Genomic DNA, 26,246 nt, shown 5'->3' on the forward strand with positions numbered 1-26,246 from the left:
CTCATGCGCGGCCCGGCGTGGCCGCTTCCTTCGCGATCCACTGACTGAACAGCACCATTGCCGGCGTCATTGGCTTACCCTTCAGGCAGGTCAGCCAGTAACTGCCCGCCTGGACCTCGACGTCGAACGGGCGCACCAGACGCCCGGTCTTGAGTTCCCGTTCGAACATCGACGCAGGCGCGAGCGCGATGCCCGCACCCTGCATCGCCGCCTCCACCATCAGCCGGGACGAATCGAACACCGGCCCGCGCACCGGCCGCGGCGCGATGCCCGCGGCCGCGAACCAGTTCATCCAGTCGTCCACGCGGTACGAGCGCAGCAGCGTTTCGTCGGCGAGATCGTCGGGCCGCGCCAGGCGCGCGGCGATCTCGGGCGTGCAGAGTAGCGCGAGCGGCGCGTCGAGCAGTTTGGTGGCGAGCGAGCCGGGCCACGTGCCGTCGCCGAAACGGATCGCGAAATCGAGGCATTCGGTCGCGAGGTCGACGACGTTGTTGTGGGTCAGCAGCCGCAGTTCGACGAACGGATGCGCGTCCCGAAACGATGTCACGCGCGGCATCAGCCAGCCGACCGCGAACGTGCCGACCACACCGACCGTCAGCACCTCGTGCAAATGTCCGCCGTCGAACTGCCGGAGCGCCGCCTCGATGCGATCGAACGCGTCGGACAGCACGGGGCGCAGCGCGAGCCCTTCGTCGGTCATCGCGAGGCCGCGCGGCAAACGCTTGAACAGCGCCGTGCCGAGCCGCTCCTCCAGCGAACGGACCTGCTGGCTGACCGCGGCCTGAGTCACGTTCAGCTCTTGCGCGGCGCGTGTGAAGCTCAGATGTCGCGCGGACGATTCGAACGCGCGCAGCGCGTTCAGCGGGAGATACGGTCTCATGGTGCAGATAATAGATTTTCTTGTGAGTGGGCTAACTTATCATCCTCGGCCCACTTCGCGGACTCCCCGTGTGTTATCCGTCTGTCGAATTGTGCGACACTAGGGCCACATCGACGGGGGCAACCGCCCGCCCGGCGCCGCGCGACACGCGCGGCAGCGGGTCGGTGGCAAAGACCTGGCAATCGTGAGCAATCGTGAACGGCCACTGCGAATTGCCTCGATGTAGGTGGTGAGAAGTTGACTGTCCAGATGGAATGCTCGACATGTTCTGCCGACGTTCGTCCTGATAAGCCGTCGGCTTGTGCAACCTTGCATCATTGCCCTCGATCGGGAGTCCGCTATGTCCGTGTATGTTCTGGCCTTGTTCATTGGCGTCGTCGCCGGCCTGCGCGCGATGATCGCCCCCGCCGCCGTCAGTTGGGCCGCGCGTCTGGGATGGCTGCCGCTGCAAGGCACCCCGCTCGCATTCTTCGGCTTCACGGCCACGCCGTATATCTTCACCGTGCTGGCGGTCATCGAACTGGTCACGGATCAATTGCCCGAAACGCCGAGCCGCAAGGTGCCGCTGCAATTCGGCGCGCGCATCGTGCTCGGTGCGCTGAGCGGCGCGGCGATCAGCGGCGCGCATGGCGGCCTCGCGGGAGGCTCGATCGTCGGGGTGCTCGGCGCGGTGGTTGGCGCCGTCGGCGCGGTGATCGGCACGCTCGGCGGCGCGAAAGTGCGCAGCTCGCTTGCCAACATGTTCGGACGCGATGCGCCCGCCGCGTTGATCGAGGACGTGGTCGGGATCGTCGCCGCGGCGTTGATCGTCGTGTCGATGCATGGGTTCTGACACGACCGCAAACACGAACACAAACACGGACACAAGCGCAAACGCGGCCGCTTATTGAACCCGGGCGATTCGGGCGGCCGTCTTGACCGGCGCCGCAGCCGCCGTCGAACTCGCCGCTACGGGCGGGATCAGCTTGCCTTGCACCAGTAGCTGAAGCGTCTTCGCCACCAGCATCGCGATGATCGCATTCGCCGCCAGGAACAGAACCGGTGCCGCGAATTCGATCGGACCCGTCGGGCCACGTTCGACCAGACGCAGTGCCATCGTCGGCAATGCGGCCGCACCGAAGCTGAACGCCCAGTAGCCGGGCACGAACGCCTGCCGGCGAATCCACGGCAGCAAACGCAGTAACAGCAGCGCCTGATAGAGGCCTTAGCCGAGCAGCGCGTAGGCGAACAGATCGGGCGTGCCGGTGGTCAGGCTCATGTACGCGACGCCACCGACGACCGGCGGCGCGAGTTGCACGCCGAGGGTCGGGCGCAGAGCTTCGGGCAGCGGTTCATGCACGGCGGCGCGATGCAGGATCATCGATTCGAGCGCGAGCCACGATGACCCAGACGGCGAGTGCCGCGACCGTCACCACGCTGCCCGCGACGGCTGGCAGATGCCACAGGCGGATTGCCACACGCCACAGGTTGGCAAGCGCCAACGTGCCCACCGCGATCCCCAGGAAGCCAGCGGGAACCGCACCACGATTGCTGTTCATGACGACCTCCGAACGTTGCGACGCGCTCCCGGTGTGTTGGCTTGGCGCGATCGATGGCTTACCGTAAAAGGCCGCGGACAATCGCAGAACGCTGCAAACGCTCGATCAATGGCGCGAGCGTCTCAAGCTGTGTTTTCAGCGGGGAAACGGGCAGGAACGCGGCCGTCGAGCGCCCATGCGCACCCGCATCGCTGGATGTCGCGCAAGAGTCCCGGCAGTGTCCTGTTATCAGCCGCGCCTGGCCGTATACAATACGGCAGCGCCTGATCACCGCGGGCTTTTCCCCGCCTATTTGCCAACCAATCCAACCCAACCCATGCCGGAACCGACCCGGGCCTTCCTTCTCGGCCCGCTCCTGAAAGGCGTTTCACGCTCCTTCTATCTGACGCTGCGCGTGCTGCCCATCGGCATGCGCGATCCGATCGGCCTCGCGTATCTGCTCGCGCGTGCGGCCGATACGATTGCGGACACCTCGCTGATTGCTCCGGGTCAACGCCTCGAATTGCTGCTCGCGCTGCGCGATCAGGTCAATGGTGTGGCCGTCGACAGCGCGCCGTTCCAGCGCATCGCCACGGAACTCGCGGATCAACAGGCACAGTCGGATGAAAAGCTGCTGCTCGAATCGTTGAGCCCCGCACTCGACGCGCTCGCACAACTGAGCGAGTCCGACCGCCACGCGGTGCGCGCGATCGTCACCACACTGACCGAAGGCATGGAATTCGATTTGCGCACGTACCCCGACGAACGCTCCGGCCAGATCGCGGCGCTGCGCGAATACGACGAACTCGATCGCTATACGTATCTGGTCGCGGGGTGCGTCGGCGAGTTCTGGACCACGATGACTTACGCGCACATGCCGGGCACGCTGAAAGAACAGCCCGACACGATGAAGCAGCGTGGCGTGCGTTTCGGCAAGGCATTGCAAATGACCAACGTGCTGCGCGATTGCGGCAAAGACTTGCGCATCGGCCGCTGCTATCTGCCGCAGAGCATGCTCGAGCGCCACGGTCTGAACGCGCGCGATCTGCTGCAATCGGCCAATTCGTTGCGCGCGCGGCCGCTGCTCGCCGAGCTTCTGCGCAAGACCCTCGATCATTTCCGCGCGGCGCTCGACTATACGCTCGCGATTCCGGCGAGCGCGGTGCGCTTGCGGCTCGCCTGCCTGTGGCCGATCCTGATCGGCCTGGACACCTTGCTGCTGCTCGCGGACAACGACGCATGGCTCGATCCGGCGAAAGTGTCGAAGGTGACGCGCCATCGCGTGTATCGGATCATCGCGTCGTCGCTGCTGCTGGTGCCGTCGAATGTGCTCATGCGAAATGCGATCAATAGCCGCATCGCGCGAATCGCGGCGCGGCTGTAGGCGTAAACGCCTACGGTTGCACGCACGGCTACGCGCATCGAATAAAACCGAATCGCTTCAACGCACTACGAATCGCACGCAGCGCCCGCGGTTTGTGCTTGATCATTGAATAGTCAGCAATCGGGAAAGCCCTAGGCCACTGCATTCGCGCTTCGCGTTAGTCTCTTCGAAAAGGAGACGACCCATGCGACAGGCGTTCAATATTGCGTTGGTGCTTTTGCTTGGCTATTTGATGGCGGATCGGGCGTTGATGCGTGCGCAGGCGGGCGAGGTCGGCACGATGACGTGTCACCAGGGCGCGGCGCTCGTCAAATCCGATGCATTGAAAAAGGGCTTTGGTGACGCTGGCGCGAGCGCGCAGAGCGAGAGCTTCCTGTCGAGTTGCCTCGTGACCGGGCGCGGCCAGGTCGGCAATCTGATCGCGCGCGACTGAGCGCCGGCAGCTACAGATTCGTCGCGGCGCACGTGGAGCGCCGCGAAAAAGCGCCCAGACCGTGAAGGTCCGGGCGAAGTCATCGGGAGCCCGATGACGGAGGTAACCACATATGAACTGGCCCGCGCTCGGAGATACCCGAGCTGCGGGCCAGTTCATTTTGAATCGGGGGTGCGCGTCGCAAGGACGCGCCGTTCGGAAGCGCTGGCGGTTCGGGTCGCCGCCGTACGGCTTCGGGCGACACAACTGCTGAGCTTAACGAGCCGCTTGCTGCCTGCCGCTTAATGACCGAAGTAGACCGACTTCGGGCCAACCGTCGGAGCCGCATGGCTCGATTGCGACGTACCGCTCTCCACACCACCGAAGCCGGTAGCGGCCTGGCCGACGCCGTTTTGCGCGTCGACGCGGGCTTGCGCAGCCTGGATGTCAGCCGGGTAGTGCGGGTCGGCGTGACCAGGTTGATAGCCGGCCTGTTCGAGTTGGACCAGTTCGGCGCGTACCTGAGCGCGGGTCACGGGCTGGTTGGCTTGCGCAAACGCAGCGACCGGAGCGGCGATAGCGACGGCGATGACAACGGCTTGAATTAGCGATTTCATGATACTTACCTCCAGTTCAGGGTTTTTGTTGCTGCGAACTTGCTTGTTCGTAGTCAGTGATTGCATTGTAGATTGGTGAGCTGGACAGAGTAACTGGCGATATAGGCAATGTTTATTGCGATATTTGATATAAAAGCGCGGAACCTTTAGGGTTAATACTGACATCCCTTGCGGGAGTAAGGTGGTCCGCGATTGCCTCAAATCGACCCCCAGCGGTCAGTCGGAATACCGAAACCTCAACGATTCTTCGGAGAGTCAAGTCGCCGTTGGTTGCATGAAGTTCAAGGACGCTACAACTGAAACCCCTCTCTATTCAACCGCCGCCTTGGAAAGATTGAACAATCGAGACAGTCCGCTGAAGTCGCGAAGGTTCTGGGAGGCAATGGGATGCGAGCGTTCGCAACCGTGTGGAAGGGCTGCCTTGGTAAGGTCGATTCAAAGTTGCCAAGGCTTATGGGGGCCGCACTCGGTGCGCTTAAACGCACTGCATGACCGGAGGCGCGGTGAACCCGCCCAATCAGGCCTTCCGAGACCAGACCAGCCGTTCGCGTCTGGCAAAGGCGGAAGCCGGCTGCAATCTGTTGCTCAGATTTTCAAAACCTCTCCCGCCCTAACAAGCAAGATAGGCGCGCTCGCCCATCGAGAATGAAGAGTGGCATACAGAGAAGTGATCTCGGGAATTGCCGACACTGACCGGTCCTGTGCGGTCAAACAGCGATTGGCAACGATCTGGACACTTGACGCGAACGACCGTAGCTGGCCGTTGTCCGCCGATGAAGCTTGTCGCCGGGAAAATAGCCGGCGGCGCTGCGCTGCGGCGGTCCCCACCCGAAATTTTCGGTTTCACCAATACCGTGACGGCCAACCGTGCACTGCGTCAGAGCTATTGGAATAGTCGAAGAAATCCAGAGTCCCGATTTCATGAACTCCGGCATCCGACAACGCTTTGCGCTGCCAGCGGCTTTGCCGAGTGCTATTTCTCCGACACCGGACTGACGGACGAGGCCGTTGCTTGCGCATCGTTTCTGGCGATGCCCGGCGTCGCGCCGCGAACCGATTGCCGCAAGCGTGTGAACGCCTGACTCGTGCGTGCATCGCGCTGGTCGCGTGCGTCGTAGAAGTCTTTGCTGAGCCACTGGCCGACACTCATCATCAGCGAGCCCAGCGCGCTCTTGAAGCGCACCCAAGCGTTGCCGGTGCGCGCCAGTTGCGCGGCCGCCTCGACCGACTCCGCGGCGAGCCGGTCCAGCTCCGCGTGCAGATAGTCGGCGAAATGATGCAGGCCATGCTGATTGCCGTTCGACGATTTGCGCTCCAGCTCGACGTGCTCCGCAATCAGCGATTGATTGGGCACGCGAATAAACGCCGGCGTATCGGTTCGCGCGCCGCCGCCACGGCGAATCGCCACACCGATGTTGGCGGACGCCTCGGTGCGCTTGCCGAGCGGCGGCATTTGCCACTTGTCGCACAGGTGCTTCAGCAAGCTGCAATGATCGAATCGTTCGTTGCACACGCCAGCTTCGCACCACGGCGACACCAGGATCGCGGGAACGCGTACGCCGAGTCGCTTGAAATCGAAGCTTGCAGTGTGCTCGTCGGGTGCGACGGCGTCGGCCGGAGGCGATACGTGATCGTAGAAACCGCCGTGCTCATCGTAGAGAATCACCAATAAGGTGCGCTCCCACAGCGCCTGATTCGAGCGCAGCGCGTTGTAGGTATCCGCGATCAGCTTCTCCGCCTTCATGATGTTATGCGGCGGATGATCGTCGTTCTGCGCTTCGCCGAAGTACTTCGGCTCGATCAGTACGAAGTGCGGAAATCGATCGGCGGGTCCCGCTGCGTCCTCGAAGAACCTGTCGAAAGAGCGGTAATTCGCGAGGTTTTCCGCGCTTCGCTGGTTTTTCAGCAGCAGCGAAGCGGGGAAGTCGTAGAAGTAGACGCTCCATGTTTTGTGCGCGACATTCAGCCGATCGAAGATGGTGTCCTGATCCTGCTCGGTGTACCAGCGCGGGTTGAGCCCGGCGAGTCCCGCGGGCATTTCTATCTCGCCTTTCGACGTACCTGTCAGCGCGAAGAAACGGTTCGGCCACGTCGGCCCCGGCAATGACGAGAACCACCGGTCGCACACGGTGAATTGCGAACCGAGCGTGTGCAGCGCGGGCAGAAAGCCGAGCGGGTAATAGCCCATCACGTCTTGCCGGGCGGCGAGGCTGCTCTTCGGATAGCCGTTCACGAACGAACGCACGAAGCCGCTGTTGTCCGCGGCGATCTGTTCCATCACGGCCTTGTGCTCGTGATTCGGATCGTGCTTCATCTGCCGCTCGCGCGTCTCACGCGGATAGAAGGCGTTGCCTTGACCGTCGGCGTTCAATTTGCCGGCCGCGTTGCGCACGCCGTCCAGCTTGTCGTGCACGGCGTCGAGGCAGCCGAGCATCTGGTCGAAGGAGTGATTCTCCATCAGCAGCAGTACGACGTGTTCGATCGCATCGTTCTGCGCGTTCTGCTCGACGCCACTCATTTTTATTGCTCCACTCGGGACGGGATGGACTTCGCGTTGCAAAGTTAGCGTAAAACGCGCGCTTGCGAAAGAGCCTCGCTTCCAGACGACCCTGCGCGCGACGCTCAGCGTATTTCGTCACGTGCTTGATTCGCTTAACGTAGGATCGACTCAACTGCCGCCCGAGAAGATCGGACCTTGAGCGCCCGGCGCGAACGACGGGAACGTGTCGCCGGACGGCGCTGCCGCCGCCGGTGCGGGCGAACCCGACTGCGACGCCGGTTCGCGCAGCGTCAACGCGCTATCGGCCGTGACCGGCACACTCGGCTTCGCGAGCAGCTCGGTCTTGCGCTTCGAGCCGACCGACGTGCCGAAGTAATAGCCGATGATGCTGATCCACGCGGTTCCCAACGCGCCGACGATCACATTGACGAGATCCTTGTTGGTGCCCGGCAGAGGCTGGAACGCCATCAGCAGCAGAATGCCGAAGAAGCCGGTGGTGACCGCCATCGCGAGTACCTTCGGCACCCAGTCGCGATTGGCAACAGCCATCGCGCGTGCGCTTGCGATGTCGCTCGTGGCGATGCGGGCCATGTCGCTTTCGTGCGCGAGGCTCGACTGCGCCGCCGTCACCATCAACTGCTGCAATTGCAGCGAGTTGGCGTTTTCGGCCTGGCGAATCTTTTCGAGCGCGCCGGGGTCGTTCAACGCGCGTTCCACATAGGTCGGATCACTCGGCGTGCCGAGTGCGTGCGAGATGATCGCGGCGGCAGCGGTCACGCCGAGGCCGACCGGACCACCCACGAGCCCGGCGAGAAGCGGGGCGGTGCTGTTGATGTTCGTCGCTACTTTAGACCAGTCCATCATGCTGCTCCCAGGAGAAGATCGGCTGCCATGCGTTCGGTCCAGCCGCGGCTGAAATTCGGCCACGAATGCAGGTTGCGCAGGTACCGCAGGCGATACGCGGCGAAGCGCATCACGAACTTCATCGGATCGACGTTCTTGACCGCATCGAGCGTGTCGGGGCCGAACTTGCCGTCTTCCCTCGCGCCGGAAGCTTTCTGCATCCACAGCACGACGAGGCCGCCGTTGTAGTTCGCATCGAAAATCTGGAAGGCCACGCGCGGATCGAGTTCGTCGAGATGCAACGGGTCCCAGTACCTGCGCTTGGCGATCTGATGGGCGGTATCGAGCGGCAGGTCTTTCAGCGCGCCGTTATAGCCCTCGCTGCGCGCGACGCGCGCCGTCACGCCCCACATCGTTTCGCCGCCCGGATCGGCCGGATTGAAGCCGTATCCGCCTTCGTTTCCGATCAAGGCTTTGAATGCGTCTTCGAAGCTGTCCATCGATCTGTCTCCTCTTCGGCTGTGCCGACAACTGAAATCGGCAATGCGCGCGGCTCAAGCCGCTTGCATCGCTTGCCCTCCGGCGTCGCGCACCGTATCGAGCGATGCCCGGAGCGGATACGGCGTCATCATTGGATTCGAAACGGGCTCGACGCGCAGGTCGGGCCTCGAGGTCTGCGTGTCGTCTGCGTCCGGCGATGCGCCCGCCGAGCGCGCGAGCTCGCGTTCGTGCGCCGACAGCGTGCTGGCGTCGAGCTGCAATGCCTGCGCGTATTTGCGCGCCGCCTCGGGCAGCGCGCCCTTGTGTTCCAGCGCGCGGCCCCATTCCACAAAGGACGGAGCGAGATCGGGACGCAACGCGACAGCGTGCGAGAGCTTGTCGATCGCATCGTCGTCGTGGCCGGTTTTGACCAGCGCCTCGGCCCAGTCGTGCAGCGTGTCGACGGAGTCGGGCTTCAGGTCGGCGGCCTTGCTGAATGCGTCGAGTGCTTCGCGATCGCGGTTCGCATGCAACAACACATCGCCGAGTAGCCGCAGGTTTTCGGCGGTGCGCGACTTTTCGTTCGCGCCGGCCCGCAGTTCCTTCAGTGCATCGTCGATGCGGTTCTGCTGTTCGAGCGCAATGCCCAGACTCGCGCGCAGCACCGCCGAGTGCTTGTGCTGGGTCAACGCTTCGCGGATCTGCTGCTCGGCTTCTTTCGACCGCCGCTGACTGTTAAGCAACCACGCCTTGCCCGCGAGCGCCCATTCGGCTTGCTCCGAGGCGGGCAGCGCGAGGACTTCGTCATAGATGCCGACGATCTCGCGATAGTCGCAATGCGCGACCGAGCATTTGGTCTTTTGCACCTGCGTGAAAAGATGACTGGCGAGGATGTTCGGTTCGGCGAGGCGCATCGCCATGACCGCAATGTCGCGCACGAACTTCTCGAGGTCGCGCCCTTCGAACGTCACCATACTCTCGCGGGCGTTGAATGGGCCGCCTTCTATCTGCACGTGCGCAGCGTACGAATCCGCGCTGTTATTCGTCTTCGTAATGCCGACGTGTACGGCGACATCGTTGCGCTTGAGGACACCTTTGAGGAAGCGCACGGTCGACGCGTACGACATCTCCTGCCCCGGAATCTGGATGTCCGGTTGCGCATCGTTGCCGGTCATCGTGTCGTGCGGAATCGATTCGGCGTCCTGCCCGATTTCCTTCATCGCCGACATGATCCGCTCGGCGAGAAAGTTCGACGTATAGCCACGTTCGCTGAGCGTTTGCGGGGATGCGACCGGCGGCACCAGCAATTGACGCGTGAGCACGCCGCGCACGACGAGGCATAAGAAGCCGATCGTCAGGATGGCGAACACCCAGGGCAATACATACGGCCACAGCCGCTTCGGTCCGCGGCCGATCACACCGGCGGTGTGCAAGCCGAACAGCACGAATCCGCTCGAATGAGGACGATGGCGGCGATTCGCTGCGTTGGCGCGCATGAACGGGCGGCTGTACCCGTTCGTCGATCGGCGTTGACTGTGTACACTCGACATGACCCACCTCGCTTCGAGCCGCGATCGATGTTGGCAATCGCCTGACTTGCGCGGTGGGTATGCATCGAGCGTGCCATAGCTGGCGGAACTGGCTGGTAGCCGCCTGTTGGCTTATGGTGAGGGATTGGAAAGAAAGAAGTGTTGCTCCGCCGCAAACGTATTCGCGCAAAGCGTTTGTCGGCGGGAGACAGAATAAGCGGCTAGCGAATAAAAATGCCGTTCAGTCCGGCAGACTGAGCGGCATTCCTGAAAGAGAACTTTTTTGGCGACCCGCGTCGCCGCGACTCAAACCGAACTCGGTCGCCACTTCAACAATCGATTCTCCACCGAGGTCAGCAGATAGTCGGCGGCCAGCGCCACCACCGCCAGCACGATCATCGCCGCGAACACCCCGCTGGCATTGAACGCGCCCTGCGCGGTGGAGATCAGCAAACCGATGCCCTGCTTCGAGCCGAGAAACTCGCCGACCACCGCGCCGACCAACGCGAAGCCGAAGCTCACGTGCAGGCTCGCGAGAATCCAGCTCAGCGCCGACGGAATCACCACCGAGGTCGTCACCTGACGGCGCGACGCGCCGAGAATCTGCGCATTCGCGATCATGTAGCGATCCGCTTCGCGCACGCCCTGGAACGCGTTGGCGAACACGACGAAGAACACCATCACGACAGCGAGCGCGACTTTCGATGCCATGCCGAGTCCGAGCGCGATCACGAACACCGAGCCGAGCACGACGCGCGGAATCGAGTTGGCGATCTTGATGTAGAGGCTGAATACGTCGGAGAGCAGCTTGTTGCGGCCGAGCACGATGCCGCAGAAGATGCCCCCGATCGAACCGATGATGAAGCCGAGCCCCGTTTCCTCGAGCGTGACCCACACCTGGGTGAGCAGCGGCCCTTGCGACGTACCGTTCACGAACCAGTCGACGATCTGCGCGAAGATCTCGGTTGGCATCGAGAAGAAGAACGGGTCGATCCACTTCAGGCGCGCGGACAGTTCCCAGCCGCCGAGCACGACCACGAGCAGGAGAATGCGCAGCGAAATCACCAGAACGTGGCGCTGGCGGATCTTCTTCTGCGCGATTCGCTCGACGTGAGCGAGCGAAGCGGCGTCGATGCCCGAGGGCATCATCTGTTGAGAGGGTGTAGACATGTTTGCCATTCCTTGATTAACCGATCTGCACTTCTTCGCGCAGGTCGTGCCAGATATCGCGCGAAATTTCGATGAAACGTGAGTCGTAGCGGACCTCCGACGTGACACGCGGTCGCGGCAGATCGATTTCGTAGACTTTCTTCAGCGTGGCCGGGCGCGCGGTCAGCACGAACACGCGGTCGGCGAGCGCAATCGCCTCTTCGAGGTCGTGCGTGACGAACACGACCGAGCCGGCGCCGCCCCACAATTGCAGCAACTCGTCCTGCATCAACGTGCGCGTCTGCATGTCGAGCGCCGAGAACGGCTCGTCCATCAGCAGGATTTCCGGCTTGTTGATGAAGGTCTGCGCAAGTGCGACGCGTTTGCGCATGCCGCCGGACAGTTGATGCGGATAGTGATTCCCGAACTTGTCGAGGCCCACGCGGCGCAGCCATTCGTTCGCTTCGTCGTAGGCGGCCGATTTCGAGCGGCCGCGATAGAGCGGACCCGCCGCGACGTTATCGATCACCGAGCGCCACGGAAACACCGCATCGGCCTGGAACACGAAACCGATGCGCGGATCGATGCCGTCCACCGGCGCGCCCATCACGCGCACTTCGCCGGTGGTCGGCTTCAGCAAGCCGGTGATCATGCTGAGCGTGGTGGACTTGCCGCAGCCGGTCGGGCCGACGACCGCGACGAACTCGCCGCGTGCCACCGACATGCTGAAGTCGCGCAGCGCGACCGTGGCCTTGCCGTCCGGGGAAATGAAACGGCACGACACGTTGCGCATTTCGATCGCAGGCGTCTCGCGTGACATAGGTTGATTCATCGGCGGGTGCCTCGTAGTGCTGTGAATATTAAGGAAGCGTTGGTTACTTCGACGCGGTCTTGACCGGCGCCGACACGTAGTCGTTGGTGTAGGTCTTGGCAAGATCGATATGCTTGCCCTTCACCGAAGGATTGAATGCGGAGAGCACCTTGAGCACCGTATCCGGGCCGTCGGCGGGCATCTTGCCGTCCTTCGTGAACATCGGCTGCGACGCCTTCAGCGCGTTCACGTACAGGTCCTTGTTGTTGCCGTAGTAGTCCTTCGGCATCTGCGCGGCGATGTCCTCGGCGCTATGCGTCGCGATGAAGTTCAGCGTCTTCGCGAACGCATGCGACAGCTTGGCGGCCTCGTCCTTGTGCGATTCGGCCCACGCGCGCTGCACGTAGAAGCTCGACGCGGGGTAAGTGCCGCCGAGCGCGGCGCGCGTGCCTTCCACGTTGCGCATGTCGACCAGCACCTTCGCGTCGCCGGTCTTCAGCAGTTGGGAGACGGTCGGCTCGGTGGTCATGCCGGCGTCGATGCGGTTTTGCTTGATGGCGGCGATAAAGCTGTTGTCCGCCCCGACCGGCAACATCGTGTATTGCGTCGACGGCACGCCCGCGCGCTGCGCGAGGTACTGTGTGAGGAAGCTCGTCGACGAACCGAGGCCGGTCACGCCGAGCGTCTTGCCTTTGACGTCGGCCATGCTCTTCAGCGAATCGGCCGCCTTCGTCGAGACCATTTCGACTTCGCCCGGCACCTGGCCGAAGACGACGAGCGCCTGCACTTCCTTGCCCTTGCTCTGCAGATCGATCGTATGATCGTAGAAGCCGACTACGCCTTGCACCGCGCCCGCGAGCAGTTCGTTCTCCGCATCGACACCGGCCGGCTGCGACAGGATCTCGACGTCGAGGCCTTCGTCCTTGAAGTAGCCGAGCTGCTCGGTGAGCTTGGCCGGCAGATAGATGATCTTGGTGGCGCCGCCGACCATGATCGTGATCTTCTCGGCGTGAGCGGCGGCCGAAGCGGCGGCAAGCGCGAACGCAACACCTGATACAGCGGCAATCTGGCGCAAGGTACGCATGAAGCAGTCTCCTTAGGTTGGTCGCCGCGACTGTGGCGCGCGGCGCTTTTCTGGGTCAATGGCACCGATTATAGAAACGCGAAACCTTCTGCCAGCTTTCGGGGTTTGGGGCAAACCATGGGTGTTAACCCGAGAATGCGCCGACCAATGCGCCGACCAATGCCCCGACAGTGCGCCGGAATCGCCGCCGCGCTCGCGGCAGGCGCTGTACATATGCGGCAAACCGCACAGCATGCGCGCAGACTCCTTGTTTTAAGGCACAATCGACGGCCTGACTTTTGCCGTTGCCGCCATGAAGCTGCTGTTGATCGAAGACAACCCCACACTTGCGCACTGGCTCGCGAAGATGCTGGAGCAGGAAGCTTTCGCGCTCGACGCCGTGCAGGACGGCGACGAAGCCGACCGCCTGCTGCGCACCAATCACTACGATGTGATCCTGCTCGACCTGAACCTGCCGAAGCTCTCGGGCAAGAACGTACTGCGCCGGCTGCGTCAGCGTGGCGACGCGACGCCGGTGCTGATCCTCACCGCCAGCGGCTCCATCGACGAGAAGGTGGAACTGCTCGGCGCTGGCGCTGACGACTATCTGGTGAAGCCGTTCGAAGTGCGCGAGCTGATTGCGCGCATCAAGGTGGCGATTCGCCGGCAGTCGCCGTCGAAAGCGAGCGAGGTGGTGTGCGGCGATTTGTCGTTCGACATCGACACGCGCCAGTTCACGCTGAAGGGCGCGCCCCTGAACGTGACGCCGCGCGAGCGTTCGGTGCTCGAAGCGCTGATCCTGCGCCTCGGCAAGACCGTGACGAAGCCCGCGCTCGTCGATGCGATCTTCACGCTCGCCGACGAGCCGAGCGAGGACGCCGTCGAGATCTACATTTCCCGTCTGCGTAAGAAGCTCGACGGCAGCTCGGCCGCGATCGTCACGCTGCGCGGGCTCGGCTATCTGCTGCGCAAGAAGGAAGACGACCAGTAACGATGGCCAATAGCCTGCGCATACGCCTGCTGTGGTGGCTGCTCGTGCCGCTCGCGCTCTATGTGTTCGTGACCGGCAAGACCGAGTACGACAACGCGCGCAGCACCGCGAATCTCGTGCAGGACAATCAGCTGGTCGCGTCGGCGCGGATGATCGCGGGCGAGATCGAATGGAGCGACGGCTTTCTGCGTGTCGATGTGCCGCCCGCCGCGCTGGAGATCTTCGCGTCGCCGTATCGCGACCAGGTGTTTTATGGCGTGCGGGTCGACGATGGACAACTGCTCGCGGGTACGCCTGATTTCCCGCGGCGTCCGCTGTTGGCGCCGGACGTGCCGGACTCGTACTACACGGAGTTGCACGGCCAACAGGTGCGCGCCGTCGACATCGTGCGGCTCATGTACGACAACGGCGCGGCGCGCCCCGTGCGCGTGACGGTCGGCAAGACGGTGCGCTCGCGCGACGCGATGACGCAACAGCTATGGCGGCCACAACTCGTGCGCCAGCTCGAAATGATCGCGCTGGCGGTCGCACTGGTTTGCATCGGGCTCACATTCGAGTTGCGGCCCTTGATGAAGGTGAAAGACGAGGTGGCCGACCGCGATCCGATGCAGCTCGAACCGATTCGCGTCGAGCGTCTGCATACGGAACTGCGGCCCATCGTCGATGCGATCAATCAGTGCATCGCGCGGCTCGGCGTGCAGGTGGCCGCGCAGCGGCGCTTTATTGCCGACGCCGCGCATCAGTTGCGCACGCCGCTCACGCTGCTAGGCACGCAATTGCAGTTCGCGCGGCAGCAGGAAGGCCTCAATCCGGCACTCGACGAGGCGCTTGCCGCGATGCATCGCAGCAATCGCTCGATGGTCGGTCTCACCAACAAGCTGCTGTTGCTCGCGCAGGCCGAGGCCGCCGACTACTCGCAACTGGCGTTGGAAAGCGTCGATCTGGTGCCGCTCGCGATGGAGGTCGTCGAAGATCTCGGGCTGCTCGCGCAGGCGCGTGAAATCGATCTGGGCGCGGAATTGCACGGCGCGGCGCCGGTGCTCGGACATCGCGGCCTGTTGTTGGCACTGGTTGCGAATCTCGCCGAGAACGCGATCCGCTATACGGGCTGCGGTGGTCACGTGACGGTTGCCGTGAGCGCAGATGCCGATGGCGATACGGTTACCGTGAGCGTGACCGACAACGGCCCCGGCATTCCGGCCGAATCGCGCAGCCGCGTGTTCGAGCCGTTTTTTCGGGCGTCGACGGATACCGAGGGCACCGGCCTCGGCCTTGCGATCGTGCGCGAAATCGCGGACGCGCATCACGGCGAGATCGCGCTGAAGTCGGGCGAGGGCGGCAAGGGCGTGCATATCGCCGTGACATTTCCACGCGCGGCACCGAAGTGATCGGGATAAACCCGAGGTTCGTGCAACATACACCGCGCTGAAAGCATCGAGAAGGGTTCGCCCCTTCAGAATCACGGGCAGGCGACCCGCGCGGCGCCCAGACAAGATGACGGAGACACCCGCAATGAAGCTTCCCCTGACGCGTTTCTCGCGCGCGGCGTATGCCGCCGTCGCGGCGTCGCTCGCGTTGGGCGCGCTCGCGCGACTCGCGACGCCTGCGCAAGCCGCCGCGCCAGAGAAACTCGCGATCATGGTGGGCGGCATCAACAAGCTGATTTACCTGCCGGCGCGGCTTGCCGAACAGCTCGGCTATTTCAAGGCGGAAGGGCTCGACGTCGAACTGCTGTCACAGCCGACCGGCATCGACGGCGAAAACGAAATGCTCGCCGGCGCGGTGCAGGGCGTGGTCGGCTTCTACGATCACACGATCGATCTGCAGACTCGCGGCAAGGAAGTGAAGACGATCGTCGTGTTCAGCCAGGTGCCCGGTGAAGTGCAACTGGTCGCGGCGAAATCGGCCGATTCGATCCGCAGCATGGCCGACGTGCGCGGCAAAACGCTCGGCGTAACCGGGCTCGGCTCGTCGACGAGTTTTCTGACGCAATACCTCGCGCAGCGCGCGGGCGTGCCGTCCACGCAATACAGGCTGCTGCCGGTCGGCGCGGACGGCAGTTTCATCGCGGCGATGCGGCAAGGACGCATTCACGCGGGTATGACGACCGAGCCGACCGTCACTCAACTATTGAAAGCGGGCGATGCGAAAGTACTGGTCGACATGCGCAATGTCGACGGCACGCGCGCCGCGCTCGGGGGAATGTATCCGGCGTCGAGCCTCTATGTGCAAAGCACGTGGCTCGACGCGCATCCCGACGAAGCCGCGAAACTCGCGCGTGCATTCGTCAAAACGTTGCGCTACATGCACACCCATAGCGCGGAACAGATCGCCGCGCAGATGCCAAACGAAGACATCGGCAATGACAGGGCGCTGTATATCAGCGCGTTGCAGGCCTCGCTGCCGATGTACACCGTCGACGGCAAGATGCCCGCCGACGGTCCGCAGACGGTGCTCAAGGTACTGTCGAGTTTCAATCCGGCGGTGATCGGGCGGCATATCGACCTGTCGCGCACGTTTACCAATCAGTTCGTCAATGACGTGAAGCCTTGAAAGCGGGCTGACCGCGCGGGTTGCTTCGAGCACAAAAGGATCGGCATATCGTGTTTTCAGGCAGTTTGCGCGGACGCTTGTTATGGTGGTTGCTATTGCCGCTGGCGGCATTCGTATCAATTTCCGTCGTCATCTCATACCGGTTCGCGCAGAACACCGCGGACCTGGTTCAGGACGATGCGCTGCTTTCGTCGATGCGGATCATCGGCGAGGATATCGACTGGGTCAACGGTTCGGTGTCGATCCAGATTCCGCCGGCCGCGCTCGAACTGTTCGAATCGCCGCAACAGGACACTGTGTTCTATCGCGTCGAGGCAAGCGACCATCGTCTGCTTGCGGGCATCCCCGACTTGCCGCTGCCGGCGCACGTGAGCGACAGTCCGACGCTTTATTCCACGCATTTCGCCGATGGCCGCGCGGCGCGCGCGGTCGCCTATGCGCGGCAGCTCTACGATTCGGGACATACCGAGGAAGTGATCGTCGCGGTCGCGAAGACCGAGGGCTCGCGCGATGCGATGGTGTGGCGTCTGCTGCGGCCGCAATTATCAGGCGAAGTCCTGACACTGATACTGGCGATGGTGTTCGTCTACCTGGGCCTGACCTTCGAACTGCTGCCGCTGATGAAGGTAAAGGACGATGTCGCCGATCGCAATGCGTCGCAACTCGAACCGATTCGCGTTGCGCGTCTGCACGTCGAACTGCGGCCTATCGTCGAGGCGATCAACCAGTGCATCGCGCGAATGGGCCAGCAGGCCGCGACGCAGCGACAATTCATCTCGGATGCCGCGCATCAGTTACGCACGCCGCTCGCGTTGCTGGCCGCGCAAATCCAGTTCGCGCGGCAGCGCGATAGCCGCGACGCCCCGCTTGACGAAGCGCTTGCGGGCATGCACAAGAGCAGCCGCAAGCTGACCACGCTGACCAACAAGCTGTTGCTGCTTGCGCAGGCCGAGTCGGCCGCGCCGGTGAACGTGCGCGAGCGGATCGATCTGAGCGGGTTGATCGCGGGCGTGCTCGAAGAACTGATCGCGTTTGCGCAGTCGCGAGAAATCGATTTGGGCGCGGAACTGGAAGACGGCTTGTACGTGACCGGCGACGAAGCGTTGACCGCGGCGCTCGTGACCAATCTGGTCGACAATGCGCTGCGCTATACACAGGCGGGCGGTCGCGTCACGGTGCACACACAGCGGCGCGACGGGATGGCGATCGTGCGCGTGATCGACAACGGACCCGGCATCAGGGCCGATGCACGCGAACGGGTGTTCGAGCGCTTCTATCGCGCGTCGAGCTATGCGGAAGGGACTGGACTCGGGCTGCCGATCGTGCGCGAGATTGCGCATCGCCAGGGCGGCAGCGTGACGCTCGAATCGAATCAAGGCGGCGCAGGCCTCGTCGCGACCGTCGAGATGCGCTTATGGACCGGCGCAATCTGACGTCGCGCGAGTCGCAAAGGAGAAGACAACGATGAAACTGCTGCTCGTGGAAGACGATGCGGACCTCGCGCGCTGGGTGATGAACCTGATGCAGGTCGAGCAATTCGCGATCGACTGGGCGCAAAACGGCGAATGCGCCGAGACGCTGCTCGGTCTGCAATGCTATGACGCGGTGCTGCTCGATCTGCGCCTGCCCGGCATGGGCGGCAAGGAGGTGCTCGCGAGGTTGCGGCGCAAGCGCGACAACGTGCCGGTGCTGATGCTGACGGCGAATGGCTCGACCGACGACAAGGTGGACTGTTTTTCGGCCGGTGCCGACGATTATGTCGTCAAGCCCTTCGATGCGCGCGAACTGGTGGCGCGCATCAAGGCGCTGATTCGCCGTCAGGCCTCGGGAGACAGAGGGCAGTCGATCGAATGCGGCAATCTGCGTTATCTATTCGATTCACGCGAATTCGCTCTGCAAGACGAACGCCTGCCGTTGCGCCGCCGCGAACACGCGATCCTCGAAGCGCTGATGCTGAAGCAGGGCAAGACCGTTTCGAAGGCGACGCTGATGGACAAGATCTTTACGCTCGACGAAGAGCCGAGCGCCGATGCGATCGATATCTATATTCACCGACTGCGCAAGCATCTCGCGACATCGACAGCGAAGATCATGACGCTGCGCGGACTCGGCTACATTCTGCGCGAAGAAGAACCGCGCGAGGCATTTGCGTCTGCCTGACTTGAAAGCGCGATAACAGCGCGGCTCATCAATGCGATCAATTCGCATTTAGCCAAAAATAATACGTCGCAGGTCATCTATAAGATATCTGTCTTAAGACCTGGGTAATCGGCCGCAAACCCTTGCCAGTCGTGGATCACCCCCTTTGCGCAGCGTCTCCCGACCTGTTTGTTTAGTCACATTTCGTGGAAAACGCGCATATACTCTCGGTCGTATCGCAACACGAAGGTCGCGGGATTGCGTCGCGCCGAACTGACGCCGTCGCCGTCGCGGCACGATTTGCGCTGGCTTCGACTGCCAACGCTCTGTCTATCACTTCCTAGCAAAGCATCAATCATGTCCACACCGCCGAAGATCATCTACACCCTGACCGACGAAGCGCCCGCACTGGCGACGTACTCGCTGCTGCCGATCGTCAAGGCGTTCACGCGCTCGTCCGACGTGCTCGTCGAAACGCGTGACATCTCGCTCGCCGGCCGGATCATTGCCGCATTTCCGGACTACCTGAGCGCGGAACAGAAGGCTTCCGACGATCTGGCGGAGCTCGGTGGACTCACCACGCGCCCGGAAGCGAACATCATCAAGCTGCCGAACATCAGCGCGTCGGTGCCGCAACTGAAGGCCGCGATCGCCGAGCTGCGCGACCAGGGCTACAAGCTGCCGTCGTACCCGGATGTCGCGACGACCGACGCCGAGAAGGACGTCAAGGCCCGCTACGACAAGATCAAGGGCAGCGCGGTGAACCCGGTGCTGCGCGAAGGCAACTCGGACCGCCGCGCGCCGCTGTCGGTGAAGAATTACGCACGCAAGCATCCGCACAAGATGGGCGCATGGAGCGCGGACTCGAAGTCGCACGTCGCGCATATGAGCGACGGCGATTTCTACGGCAGCGAAAAGTCGGCGCTGGTCGCTCAAGCCGGTAGCGTGAAGATCGAACTGGCCGCCGCCGACGGTACGACCACGGTCCTGAAGGCAAAGACGCCGGTGCAGGCGGGCGAAATCATCGACGCGTCGGTGCTGGGCAAGAACGCGCTGCGCAGCTTCATCGAAGCGCAGATCGCCGAGGCGAAGGCGAACGGCGTGCTGTTCTCGGTGCACCTGAAGGCCACGATGATGAAGGTCTCGGACCCGATCATCTTCGGTCACGTGGTGTCGGTGTTCTACAAGGACGTGCTCGACAAGCATGCAGACGCGCTGGCCAGGATCGGCTTCAACCCGAACAACGGTATCGGCGATCTGTACGCGCGTCTGAAGGATCTGCCCGCGGAAACGGCCGCGGCGATCGAAGCCGACATCAAGGCGCAATACGAACAGCGTCCGCCGCTCGCAATGGTCAACTCGGACAAGGGCATCACCAGCCTGCACGTGCCGAGCGACGTGATCGTCGACGCATCGATGCCGGCGATGATCCGCGAGTCGGGCAAGATGTGGGGCGCCGATGGCGCGCTGCACGACGCGAAGGCGGTGATTCCGGACCGTTGCTACGCCGGTGTCTACCAGGCGGTGATCGAAGATTGCAAGAAGCACGGCGCGTTCGACCCGGTCACGATGGGCACGGTGCCGAACGTCGGCCTGATGGCGCAAGCCGCCGAAGAATACGGTTCACACGACAAGACGTTCCAGATCCCGGCGAACGGCGTGGTCCGCGTGACCGACGAAGCCGGCGCGGTGCTGCTCGAGCAGCCGGTGGAACAGGGCGATATCTTCCGCATGTGCCAGGCCAAGGACGCGCCGATCCGCGACTGGGTCAAGCTCGCGGTGAACCGCGCCCGCGCTTCCAACACGCCGGCCGTGTTCTGGCTCGACGCGGCGCGCGCGCACGATGCGCAGATCATCAGGAAGGTCGAGCAGTACCTGAAGGATCACGACACCAACGGTCTCGACATCCGCGTGATGACGCTGGTCGAAGCGACGAAGTTCTCGGTCGAGCGCATCCGCGCCGGCAAGGACACGATCTCGGTCACCGGCAATGTGCTGCGCGACTACCTGACCGACCTGTTCCCGATCATGGAACTGGGCACCAGCGCGAAGATGCTGTCGATCGTTCCGCTGATGGCCGGTGGCGGCATGTTCGAAACCGGCGCGGGCGGTTCGGCGCCGAAGCACGTGCAGCAGCTGGTCGAGGAAGGCTTCCTGCGCTGGGATTCGCTCGGCGAATTCCTCGCGCTGGCGGCGTCGCTCGAGCATCTGAGCACCGCGTATCACAATCCGAAGGCGCAGATTCTCGCGAAGACGCTCGATCAGGCGACCGGCAAGTTCCTCGACAACGACAAGTCGCCGGCGCGCAAGGTCGGCGGCATCGACAATCGCGGCAGCCACTTCTACCTCGCGATGTACTGGGCCGAAGCACTGGCCGCGCAAACCGACGATGCGGCGCTGCAGGCGCAGTTCGCGGGCGTCGCGAAGGCAATGGCCGACAACGAGGCGAAGATCGTCGCGGAACTCGGCGCGGCGCAGGGTAAGCCGGTGGATATCGGCGGCTACTACCGCCCGGACGTCGAGCTGACCAGCAAGGCGATGCGCCCGAGCGCGACGCTGAACGCGATCGTCGATTCGGTGGCCTGAAGTCAGGCAGGCGCTGAGGCGGTAATCGCTGCCTCAGAGGCTGCGATGGCCCCGAAAGCCATACCGTAACCACGCATTGCGGCCGCGAGCAGGACCCCAAATACGACAATGGCGCCTTAGGGCGCCATTGTCGTTTCTGCTTTCACTGCTACGTCGCCGTCGCTCATACCCGTCCTTATACGTGAACGATTTCCCAATCGGCGAGCTTCTCCGGAATTTCGAGCGTCGACGTATCGAGCTCGGACAGATGCTCGCAGCTCAGGCCGCGCGCGAGGTCGTCAGCGGCCTGTTGCGCGCTTGAGAATTCTCCGAGTGTTTCGTTGCCGTAGGTGGCTTCCCAGCCGTCCTGACCCGGCAGAATGTAGAACGCTCCCTGCGTCGAACCAAAGCGAAAGCCTTTCATTTTTAGTCTCCCAGTTGCCAATAGAAAATGCCGCGATTCGTGACGGCTTCTTCGCAATCTGTGGGATTTGGGTGGCCCGTGTCGTGAGGCCCTCGAATCCGACTACGTGAAGCGCGTGCTCTTGTGAAAGAGTCTACGTCAGCGAATCGTCGTGCAAGCAGGCGTCAAATCGTTCCTTATATTAAAAATATTCGATTAAAAACAATGCCTTGTGCGTTTCATTTTACGATGTGCAACGGCGCCGGGCATCGTGAAACGCCCGGTTTGTGCCGCGCACCATGGTTTTTTACGACGCGCGGCATCGTTTCGTATCGTGAAAATTAGGGGCTGCGCGCCACGCGCGAAACGGCACTGTGCGGCCCTATGCCGGGCCGAGCCGTTCGATCAGCATCGCGACAAAAGTCTCCGTGACCGGTGGCAGGGTGCGGCCGCGCTTTCTGATCAGCGCGATGCGGCGTGTGAACGCCGGTTCGTCGATCGGCCGCGCGACCAATTCGGGCTCCGCGCGCACTTCGCGCGCCGACGCCGGCAGGATCGTGATGCCGAGCCCGGCGCGCGCCATCGCCACCGCGCTCATTATGTAAGTCGGCTCGCAGGCGATGCGCGGCACGCATTGCGCGTCGGCGAACGCGCTATCGACGACCGCGCGCACGCTCGTGCCTTGCGCGGTCAGCACGAGCGGCTCGTTCGCGAGATCGGCGAGCGTGACGGGTCGGCGCCGCCGCGCGAGCGCATGCTGCTTCGGCAACACCGCGACGAGCCGGTCGATGCCCGCATGCAGCACCTCGAGCCCGCTGTCGTTCAGCTCGCCGCCGGTGAGCCCGATATCAGCTTCCTCGTTGCGCACCAGCGTGTTGACCATGCTCGCGACGGCATCGCGCACCTCGAAGCCGACGCGCGGCACGGCTTGTCTCAGCGCCTGCACGAGCTCGGGCAGCAGGCTCGCCGCGAAGGTGGGCAAGCACGCGATGCGCACCGTGCCGCTCGCGCCTTCGCCGAGCGCGCGCGCATCGTGCAGCACGTGCTCCATGTCGTGCAGCGATTTCTGCAGCACGGGCAGTAACTCGCGGCCGGTCGGCGTCAGCGCGACGTTGCGGCTGTTGCGATCGAACAGGCGCAGGCCGAGCGTATCCTCCAGCCGGCGAATCTGCACCGTCAACGCCGGCTGCGACAGATGCAGCCGCGCGGCCGCGCGCGTGAAGCTGCCCGTTTGCGCGACCGCGATAAACGCGCGGATGTCCCGCAGATTCAGATCCATGATGATTTGTGATGGCTGCAATCAATTCATTTCAATTGCCTTATTGCTGCTCCGAACTTACGCTCGATGGCACTAAAAAACAACCTGGAGACAAGCTCATGCTGCCAATGCTGGGGCTGGCTACCATCGTCGTGCTGCTCGGCGCGATCCTGTCAAAACGCATGTCGCCGCTCGTCGCGCTGATCATCGTGCCGCTCGCGGCCTCGCTGCTCGGCGGGTTCGGCTTGCAGACGAGCAAGTTCGTCGTCGACGGTTTGAAGAGCCTCGCGCCCGTCGTCTGCATGTTCGTATTCGCGATCCTGTACTTCGGCACGATCACCGACGCCGGCACGCTCGACCCGATCATCGAGCGCATCCTGCGCGCGGTCGGCACGCGGCCGACGCGCATCGTGATGGGCACCACGCTGCTCGCGCTGCTGATCCACCTCGACGGCTCCGGCGCCGTCTGCTTCCTCGTCACGATTCCCGCGATGCTGCCGCTCTACGACCGCCTGAAGATGGACCGGCGTGTGCTCGCCGCCGCGGTATCGATGGCGGCCGGCATCAACTTCCTGCCGTGGACGGGGCCGATGATTCGCGCGTCCGCGTCGCTGCATCTGCCGATTTCGGCGCTGTTCAATCCGCTAATTCCGGTGCAGGCGATCGGCCTCGTGTTCGTGTTTTCGATGGCGTACTGGCTCGGGCGGCGCGAGGAGAAGCGCCTCGGCCTGAGTGCCGCGAGCGGCACGGTGCCGATGCCGCAACGCGAGCTGACGCCGGAAGAACAGGCGCTGCGCCGCCCGCAAAACTTCTGGTTCAACATCGTGTTGACGCTCGTCGTACTCGGCACGATGGTCGTGATGGGCGAGAAGATTCCGCCGGCAATCATGTTCATGGTGGGCCTGTGTGTCGCGTTGATGGTCAACTATCCGAACGTCGACATGCAACGCAAACGGATCGACGCGCATGCGCGCGCCGCGCTGATGATGGCCGGCATCCTGCTCGCCGCCGGCGTGTTCACCGGCGTGATGCAGGGCAGCGGCATGCTGAAGGCGATGGCGCAGGCGGCGGTCGGGTTCGTGCCGCCGGCGATGGCCAGCCATATTCCGATCGTGCTCGGCCTGCTGTCGATGCCGCTCAGCATGCTGTTCGATCCCGATTCGTTTTATTTCGGCGTACTACCGGTGATTGCGGAGGTGGCGGGCCAGCTCGGCGTGCCGGCGGTGCACGTCGGCCAGGCCGCGTTGCTTGGACAGATGACCACCGGCTTTCCGGTCAGCCCGCTCACGCCCGCGACGTTCCTCGTGGTCGGCCTGTGCGGGATCGATCTGGCCGATCATCAGAGATTCACGTTTCCCCTGCTGTTCGGCGCGTCGGTCGTGATGACGATCGCGTGCGTCGTGCTCGGGATCTTTCCACTGTGAGCTTCACTGAACGCACGGGAGCACCATGACTGCCACTGAACCTCAACGCATCGTGCGCATCGGCGCGGGCGCGGGCTATTCGGGCGACCGCATCGAACCCGCGCTCGAACTCGCGGAACACGGCCAGCTCGACTATCTCGTGTTCGAATGCCTCGCGGAGCGCACGATCGCAATCGCGCAGCAGGCGCGCAGCAAGGACCCGCAACTCGGCTACGACCCGCTGCTCGAAGCGCGCATGCGCGCGGTGCTGCCCGTCGCGGCGCGCAACGGCGTGCGTATCGTGTCGAACATGGGCGCGGCCAATCCGCTCGCGGCGGCGCGCAGAACCGCGCAGATCGCGCGCGAGCTGGGTCTCGGCGGCTTGAAGATTGCCGCGGTCACCGGCGACGACGTGCTCGACGTCGTGCGCGCGGGCGACTGCCATTTCGTCGAATCGGGCGAGGCGGTGGCCGCCTACAAAGACCGGCTGATTTCGGCCAACGCGTATCTCGGCGCGAGCGGGATCGTCGAGGCGCTCGCGGCCGGCGCGCAGATCGTATTGACCGGGCGCGTCGCCGATCCGTCGCTGTTCGTTGCGCCGCTGATCCACGAGTTCGGCTGGCGCACGGACGACTGGCCGATGCTCGGCCGGGCAACGGTGATCGGCCATCTGCTCGAGTGCGCGGGGCAGATCACCGGCGGCTATTTCGCGGACCCCGGCTTCAAGGACGTGCCGAATCTCGCGCGGCTGGGGTTTCCGATCGCCGAAGTTGCGCGGGACGGTTCGGTGGTGATCACGAAGCTCGCGCAAAGTGGCGGGCTCGTGACCGAGGCGACCTGCAAGGAACAGTTGCTGTACGAGATCCATGATCCGCGTCGTTATCTGCAGCCCGACGTGGTCGCCGATTTCTCGCAGGTGCGTGTCGAGCAGGAAGCCCCGGACCGCGTGCGTGTCACTGGCGGTAGCGGTGCGGAGCGCACCGCTACGCTGAAAGTGTCGGTTGCGTATTTCGATGGCTATATCGGCGAGGGGCAGATTTCGTACGGCGGGCCGGGCGCGCTCGCGCGGGCGCGGCTCGCGCTCGATATCGTGCGCGAACGGCTGGCGCTGACCGGCGTACAGACGCATGAACTGCGCTTCGATCTGATCGGCTTGAACGCGCTGCACGGCGACACGGTGGCTGTCGGTCATGGCGAGCCGTACGAGGTGCGCGCGCGCGTGGCGGGGCGCACGGCGTCGCTCGCGGAGGCGGTGCGCGTCGGCAACGAGGTCGAGACGCTGTACACGAACGGACCGGCGGGCGGCGGCGGCGTGACGAAGGCGGCGCGCGAGGTGGTCGCGGTGCAGTCGGTGCTGCTGCCGCGCGAGCATGCGACGCCGGCTTTCTCGCTGGTGGAGGCTTGAGATGAAACTACGTGAACTGGCCCACTCGCGCACTGGCGACAAGGGCAATACGCTCAATATCTCGGTGATCTGCTACGACGCGCGGCATTACGAGCGCCTGCGCGATGTGCTGACGCCCGAGCGCGTCAAGACGCATCTGCGCGATGTGGTGTGCGGCGACGTGGTACGTCATGAGTTGCCGGGCATCGCCGCATTCAACTTCGTGCTCGGCGACGCGCTCGGCGGCGGCGTTACGCGTTCGCTCGCGCTCGATGCGCATGGCAAATCGCTGAGCTCGGCGTTGCTGGATCTCGAAGTAGGAGAGTGAGCGGGCGATGCTGGTGGCGTTTCGTATTGCGGGGCAG

General features: G+C 63.5%; 23 protein-coding genes and 1 pseudogene. 12 read left to right on the plus strand and 12 right to left on the minus strand.

Annotated elements, in window-relative coordinates:
* Nucleotide 1: 1 nt before the first annotated feature.
* The gene (locus F6X42_RS11940) at nucleotides 2–880 is read right to left on the minus strand and encodes a LysR family transcriptional regulator (RefSeq protein ID WP_187634409.1); all 879 of its coding nucleotides are present in this window, start codon (nucleotides 878–880) and stop codon (nucleotides 2–4) included.
* A gap of 340 nt (nucleotides 881–1,220) precedes the next feature.
* On the opposite strand from F6X42_RS11940, the gene F6X42_RS11945 reads away from it, so the two are divergent.
* On the plus strand, nucleotides 1,221–1,712 hold the full coding sequence (locus F6X42_RS11945; RefSeq protein ID WP_187634410.1) for a DUF4126 domain-containing protein: 492 nt from the start codon (nucleotides 1,221–1,223) through the stop codon (nucleotides 1,710–1,712).
* A 51-nt stretch (nucleotides 1,713–1,763) separates the two neighbouring features.
* On the opposite strand, the pseudogene F6X42_RS11950 reads toward F6X42_RS11945, so the two are convergent.
* Nucleotides 1,764–2,418, minus strand: a pseudogene (locus F6X42_RS11950) (SLAC1 family transporter).
* A gap of 316 nt (nucleotides 2,419–2,734) precedes the next feature.
* Between F6X42_RS11950 and F6X42_RS11955 the strand changes: the two are divergent.
* Both F6X42_RS11955 and F6X42_RS11960 read left to right on the plus strand, forming a co-directional pair.
* Complete coding sequence (locus F6X42_RS11955) at nucleotides 2,735–3,781, plus strand: phytoene/squalene synthase family protein (protein ID WP_187634411.1); 1,047 nt, start codon at nucleotides 2,735–2,737, stop codon at nucleotides 3,779–3,781.
* A 184-nt stretch (nucleotides 3,782–3,965) separates the two neighbouring features.
* Complete coding sequence (locus F6X42_RS11960; protein ID WP_187634412.1) at nucleotides 3,966–4,214, plus strand: hypothetical protein; 249 nt, start codon at nucleotides 3,966–3,968, stop codon at nucleotides 4,212–4,214.
* Nucleotides 4,215–4,495: 281 nt separating this feature from the next.
* Here F6X42_RS11960 and F6X42_RS11965 read toward each other — a convergent pair whose 3' ends face one another.
* The 8 genes from F6X42_RS11965 to F6X42_RS12000 all read right to left on the minus strand — a co-directional run bounded on the left by F6X42_RS11965 (nucleotide 4,496) and on the right by F6X42_RS12000 (nucleotide 13,206).
* The gene (locus F6X42_RS11965) at nucleotides 4,496–4,810 is read right to left on the minus strand and encodes a DUF4148 domain-containing protein (RefSeq protein WP_187634413.1); all 315 of its coding nucleotides are present in this window, start codon (nucleotides 4,808–4,810) and stop codon (nucleotides 4,496–4,498) included.
* A gap of 973 nt (nucleotides 4,811–5,783) precedes the next feature.
* Nucleotides 5,784–7,328 (minus strand): alkaline phosphatase family protein, encoded by a 1,545-nt coding sequence (locus tag F6X42_RS11970; protein WP_187634414.1) that lies wholly within the window; start codon nucleotides 7,326–7,328, stop codon nucleotides 5,784–5,786.
* 150 nt (nucleotides 7,329–7,478) lie between these two features.
* Nucleotides 7,479–8,171: a hypothetical protein gene (locus F6X42_RS11975; RefSeq protein ID WP_187634415.1), complete on the minus strand. Its 693-nt coding sequence runs from the start codon at nucleotides 8,169–8,171 to the stop codon at nucleotides 7,479–7,481.
* Nucleotides 8,171–8,653, minus strand: a complete 483-nt coding sequence (locus F6X42_RS11980; protein ID WP_187634416.1) for a glycoside hydrolase family 108 protein — start codon at nucleotides 8,651–8,653, stop codon at nucleotides 8,171–8,173. The genes F6X42_RS11975 and F6X42_RS11980 overlap by 1 nt, the downstream gene beginning before the upstream one ends.
* Before the next feature lie 54 nt (nucleotides 8,654–8,707).
* Nucleotides 8,708–10,183, minus strand: coding sequence for a tetratricopeptide repeat protein (locus F6X42_RS11985; protein WP_187634417.1), 1,476 nt, complete (start codon nucleotides 10,181–10,183; stop codon nucleotides 8,708–8,710).
* A gap of 285 nt (nucleotides 10,184–10,468) precedes the next feature.
* Nucleotides 10,469–11,332, minus strand: coding sequence for an ABC transporter permease (locus F6X42_RS11990; protein WP_187634418.1), 864 nt, complete (start codon nucleotides 11,330–11,332; stop codon nucleotides 10,469–10,471).
* Nucleotides 11,333–11,348: 16 nt separating this feature from the next.
* Nucleotides 11,349–12,143: an ABC transporter ATP-binding protein gene (locus F6X42_RS11995; RefSeq protein ID WP_187634419.1), complete on the minus strand. Its 795-nt coding sequence runs from the start codon at nucleotides 12,141–12,143 to the stop codon at nucleotides 11,349–11,351.
* A 43-nt stretch (nucleotides 12,144–12,186) separates the two neighbouring features.
* Entirely contained in the window at nucleotides 12,187–13,206 is a 1,020-nt protein-coding gene (locus F6X42_RS12000; RefSeq protein WP_187634420.1) for an ABC transporter substrate-binding protein, read from the minus strand.
* 292 nt (nucleotides 13,207–13,498) lie between these two features.
* Between F6X42_RS12000 and F6X42_RS12005 the strand changes: the two genes are divergently transcribed.
* From F6X42_RS12005 to F6X42_RS12030, 6 genes are all read left to right on the plus strand, one after another.
* Nucleotides 13,499–14,176 (plus strand): response regulator, encoded by a 678-nt coding sequence (locus F6X42_RS12005; RefSeq protein ID WP_187634421.1) that lies wholly within the window; start codon nucleotides 13,499–13,501, stop codon nucleotides 14,174–14,176.
* A gap of 2 nt (nucleotides 14,177–14,178) precedes the next feature.
* Nucleotides 14,179–15,564 carry a sensor histidine kinase gene (locus tag F6X42_RS12010; protein ID WP_187634422.1) on the plus strand — a complete coding sequence of 462 codons (1,386 nt, stop codon included), beginning with the start codon at nucleotides 14,179–14,181 and terminating at the stop codon, nucleotides 15,562–15,564.
* Nucleotides 15,565–15,688: 124 nt separating this feature from the next.
* Entirely contained in the window at nucleotides 15,689–16,729 is a 1,041-nt protein-coding gene (locus tag F6X42_RS12015; RefSeq protein ID WP_187634423.1) for an ABC transporter substrate-binding protein, read from the plus strand.
* Nucleotides 16,730–16,779: 50 nt separating this feature from the next.
* Nucleotides 16,780–18,162 carry a sensor histidine kinase gene (locus F6X42_RS12020; protein ID WP_187634424.1) on the plus strand — a complete coding sequence of 461 codons (1,383 nt, stop codon included), beginning with the start codon at nucleotides 16,780–16,782 and terminating at the stop codon, nucleotides 18,160–18,162.
* 31 nt (nucleotides 18,163–18,193) lie between these two features.
* Nucleotides 18,194–18,889 (plus strand): response regulator transcription factor, encoded by a 696-nt coding sequence (locus F6X42_RS12025; RefSeq protein ID WP_187634425.1) that lies wholly within the window; start codon nucleotides 18,194–18,196, stop codon nucleotides 18,887–18,889.
* Between the two features lie 336 nt (nucleotides 18,890–19,225).
* On the plus strand, nucleotides 19,226–21,454 hold the full coding sequence (locus F6X42_RS12030; protein ID WP_187634426.1) for an NADP-dependent isocitrate dehydrogenase: 2,229 nt from the start codon (nucleotides 19,226–19,228) through the stop codon (nucleotides 21,452–21,454).
* Between the two features lie 175 nt (nucleotides 21,455–21,629).
* On the opposite strand, the gene F6X42_RS12035 is transcribed toward F6X42_RS12030, so the two are convergent.
* Nucleotides 21,630–21,857, minus strand: a complete 228-nt coding sequence (locus tag F6X42_RS12035) for a hypothetical protein (RefSeq protein WP_187634427.1) — start codon at nucleotides 21,855–21,857, stop codon at nucleotides 21,630–21,632.
* 361 nt (nucleotides 21,858–22,218) lie between these two features.
* Nucleotides 22,219–23,115, minus strand: a complete 897-nt coding sequence (locus F6X42_RS12040) for a LysR family transcriptional regulator (protein WP_187634428.1) — start codon at nucleotides 23,113–23,115, stop codon at nucleotides 22,219–22,221.
* A gap of 98 nt (nucleotides 23,116–23,213) precedes the next feature.
* Between F6X42_RS12040 and F6X42_RS12045 the strand changes: the two genes are divergently transcribed.
* The 3 genes from F6X42_RS12045 to F6X42_RS12055 are packed head-to-tail and all read left to right on the plus strand — an operon-like array spanning nucleotide 23,214 to nucleotide 26,209.
* Nucleotides 23,214–24,518 carry a CitMHS family transporter gene (locus F6X42_RS12045; protein ID WP_187634429.1) on the plus strand — a complete coding sequence of 435 codons (1,305 nt, stop codon included), beginning with the start codon at nucleotides 23,214–23,216 and terminating at the stop codon, nucleotides 24,516–24,518.
* Between the two features lie 25 nt (nucleotides 24,519–24,543).
* The gene (locus F6X42_RS12050; protein ID WP_187634430.1) at nucleotides 24,544–25,902 is read left to right on the plus strand and encodes an acyclic terpene utilization AtuA family protein; all 1,359 of its coding nucleotides are present in this window, start codon (nucleotides 24,544–24,546) and stop codon (nucleotides 25,900–25,902) included.
* Nucleotide 25,903: 1 nt separating this feature from the next.
* Complete coding sequence (locus F6X42_RS12055) at nucleotides 25,904–26,209, plus strand: AtuA-related protein (protein WP_187634431.1); 306 nt, start codon at nucleotides 25,904–25,906, stop codon at nucleotides 26,207–26,209.
* Nucleotides 26,210–26,246 lie beyond the last annotated feature (37 nt).

The organism is Paraburkholderia podalyriae (assembly GCF_014397785.1).
Taxonomy (GTDB): domain Bacteria; phylum Pseudomonadota; class Gammaproteobacteria; order Burkholderiales; family Burkholderiaceae; genus Paraburkholderia; species Paraburkholderia podalyriae.

Excerpts from the sequence above, each read along its gene's own strand:
- F6X42_RS11940 (WP_187634409.1), bottom strand. The coding sequence starts at position 880 with ATGAGACCGTATCTCCCGCTGAACGCGCTGCGCGCGTTCGAATCGTCC.
- F6X42_RS11945 (WP_187634410.1), top strand. The coding sequence starts at position 1,221 with ATGTCCGTGTATGTTCTGGCCTTGTTCATTGGCGTCGTCGCCGGCCTG.
- F6X42_RS11955 (WP_187634411.1), top strand. The coding sequence starts at position 2,735 with ATGCCGGAACCGACCCGGGCCTTCCTTCTCGGCCCGCTCCTGAAAGGC.
- F6X42_RS11960 (WP_187634412.1), top strand. The coding sequence starts at position 3,966 with ATGCGACAGGCGTTCAATATTGCGTTGGTGCTTTTGCTTGGCTATTTG.
- F6X42_RS11965 (WP_187634413.1), bottom strand. The coding sequence starts at position 4,810 with ATGAAATCGCTAATTCAAGCCGTTGTCATCGCCGTCGCTATCGCCGCT.
- F6X42_RS11970 (WP_187634414.1), bottom strand. The coding sequence starts at position 7,328 with ATGAGTGGCGTCGAGCAGAACGCGCAGAACGATGCGATCGAACACGTC.
- F6X42_RS11975 (WP_187634415.1), bottom strand. The coding sequence starts at position 8,171 with ATGGACTGGTCTAAAGTAGCGACGAACATCAACAGCACCGCCCCGCTT.
- F6X42_RS11980 (WP_187634416.1), bottom strand. The coding sequence starts at position 8,653 with ATGGACAGCTTCGAAGACGCATTCAAAGCCTTGATCGGAAACGAAGGC.
- F6X42_RS11985 (WP_187634417.1), bottom strand. The coding sequence starts at position 10,183 with ATGTCGAGTGTACACAGTCAACGCCGATCGACGAACGGGTACAGCCGC.
- F6X42_RS11990 (WP_187634418.1), bottom strand. The coding sequence starts at position 11,332 with ATGTCTACACCCTCTCAACAGATGATGCCCTCGGGCATCGACGCCGCT.
- F6X42_RS11995 (WP_187634419.1), bottom strand. The coding sequence starts at position 12,143 with ATGAATCAACCTATGTCACGCGAGACGCCTGCGATCGAAATGCGCAAC.
- F6X42_RS12000 (WP_187634420.1), bottom strand. The coding sequence starts at position 13,206 with ATGCGTACCTTGCGCCAGATTGCCGCTGTATCAGGTGTTGCGTTCGCG.
- F6X42_RS12005 (WP_187634421.1), top strand. The coding sequence starts at position 13,499 with ATGAAGCTGCTGTTGATCGAAGACAACCCCACACTTGCGCACTGGCTC.
- F6X42_RS12010 (WP_187634422.1), top strand. The coding sequence starts at position 14,179 with ATGGCCAATAGCCTGCGCATACGCCTGCTGTGGTGGCTGCTCGTGCCG.
- F6X42_RS12015 (WP_187634423.1), top strand. The coding sequence starts at position 15,689 with ATGAAGCTTCCCCTGACGCGTTTCTCGCGCGCGGCGTATGCCGCCGTC.
- F6X42_RS12025 (WP_187634425.1), top strand. The coding sequence starts at position 18,194 with ATGAAACTGCTGCTCGTGGAAGACGATGCGGACCTCGCGCGCTGGGTG.
- F6X42_RS12030 (WP_187634426.1), top strand. The coding sequence starts at position 19,226 with ATGTCCACACCGCCGAAGATCATCTACACCCTGACCGACGAAGCGCCC.
- F6X42_RS12035 (WP_187634427.1), bottom strand. The coding sequence starts at position 21,857 with ATGAAAGGCTTTCGCTTTGGTTCGACGCAGGGAGCGTTCTACATTCTG.
- F6X42_RS12040 (WP_187634428.1), bottom strand. The coding sequence starts at position 23,115 with ATGGATCTGAATCTGCGGGACATCCGCGCGTTTATCGCGGTCGCGCAA.
- F6X42_RS12045 (WP_187634429.1), top strand. The coding sequence starts at position 23,214 with ATGCTGCCAATGCTGGGGCTGGCTACCATCGTCGTGCTGCTCGGCGCG.
- F6X42_RS12050 (WP_187634430.1), top strand. The coding sequence starts at position 24,544 with ATGACTGCCACTGAACCTCAACGCATCGTGCGCATCGGCGCGGGCGCG.
- F6X42_RS12055 (WP_187634431.1), top strand. The coding sequence starts at position 25,904 with ATGAAACTACGTGAACTGGCCCACTCGCGCACTGGCGACAAGGGCAAT.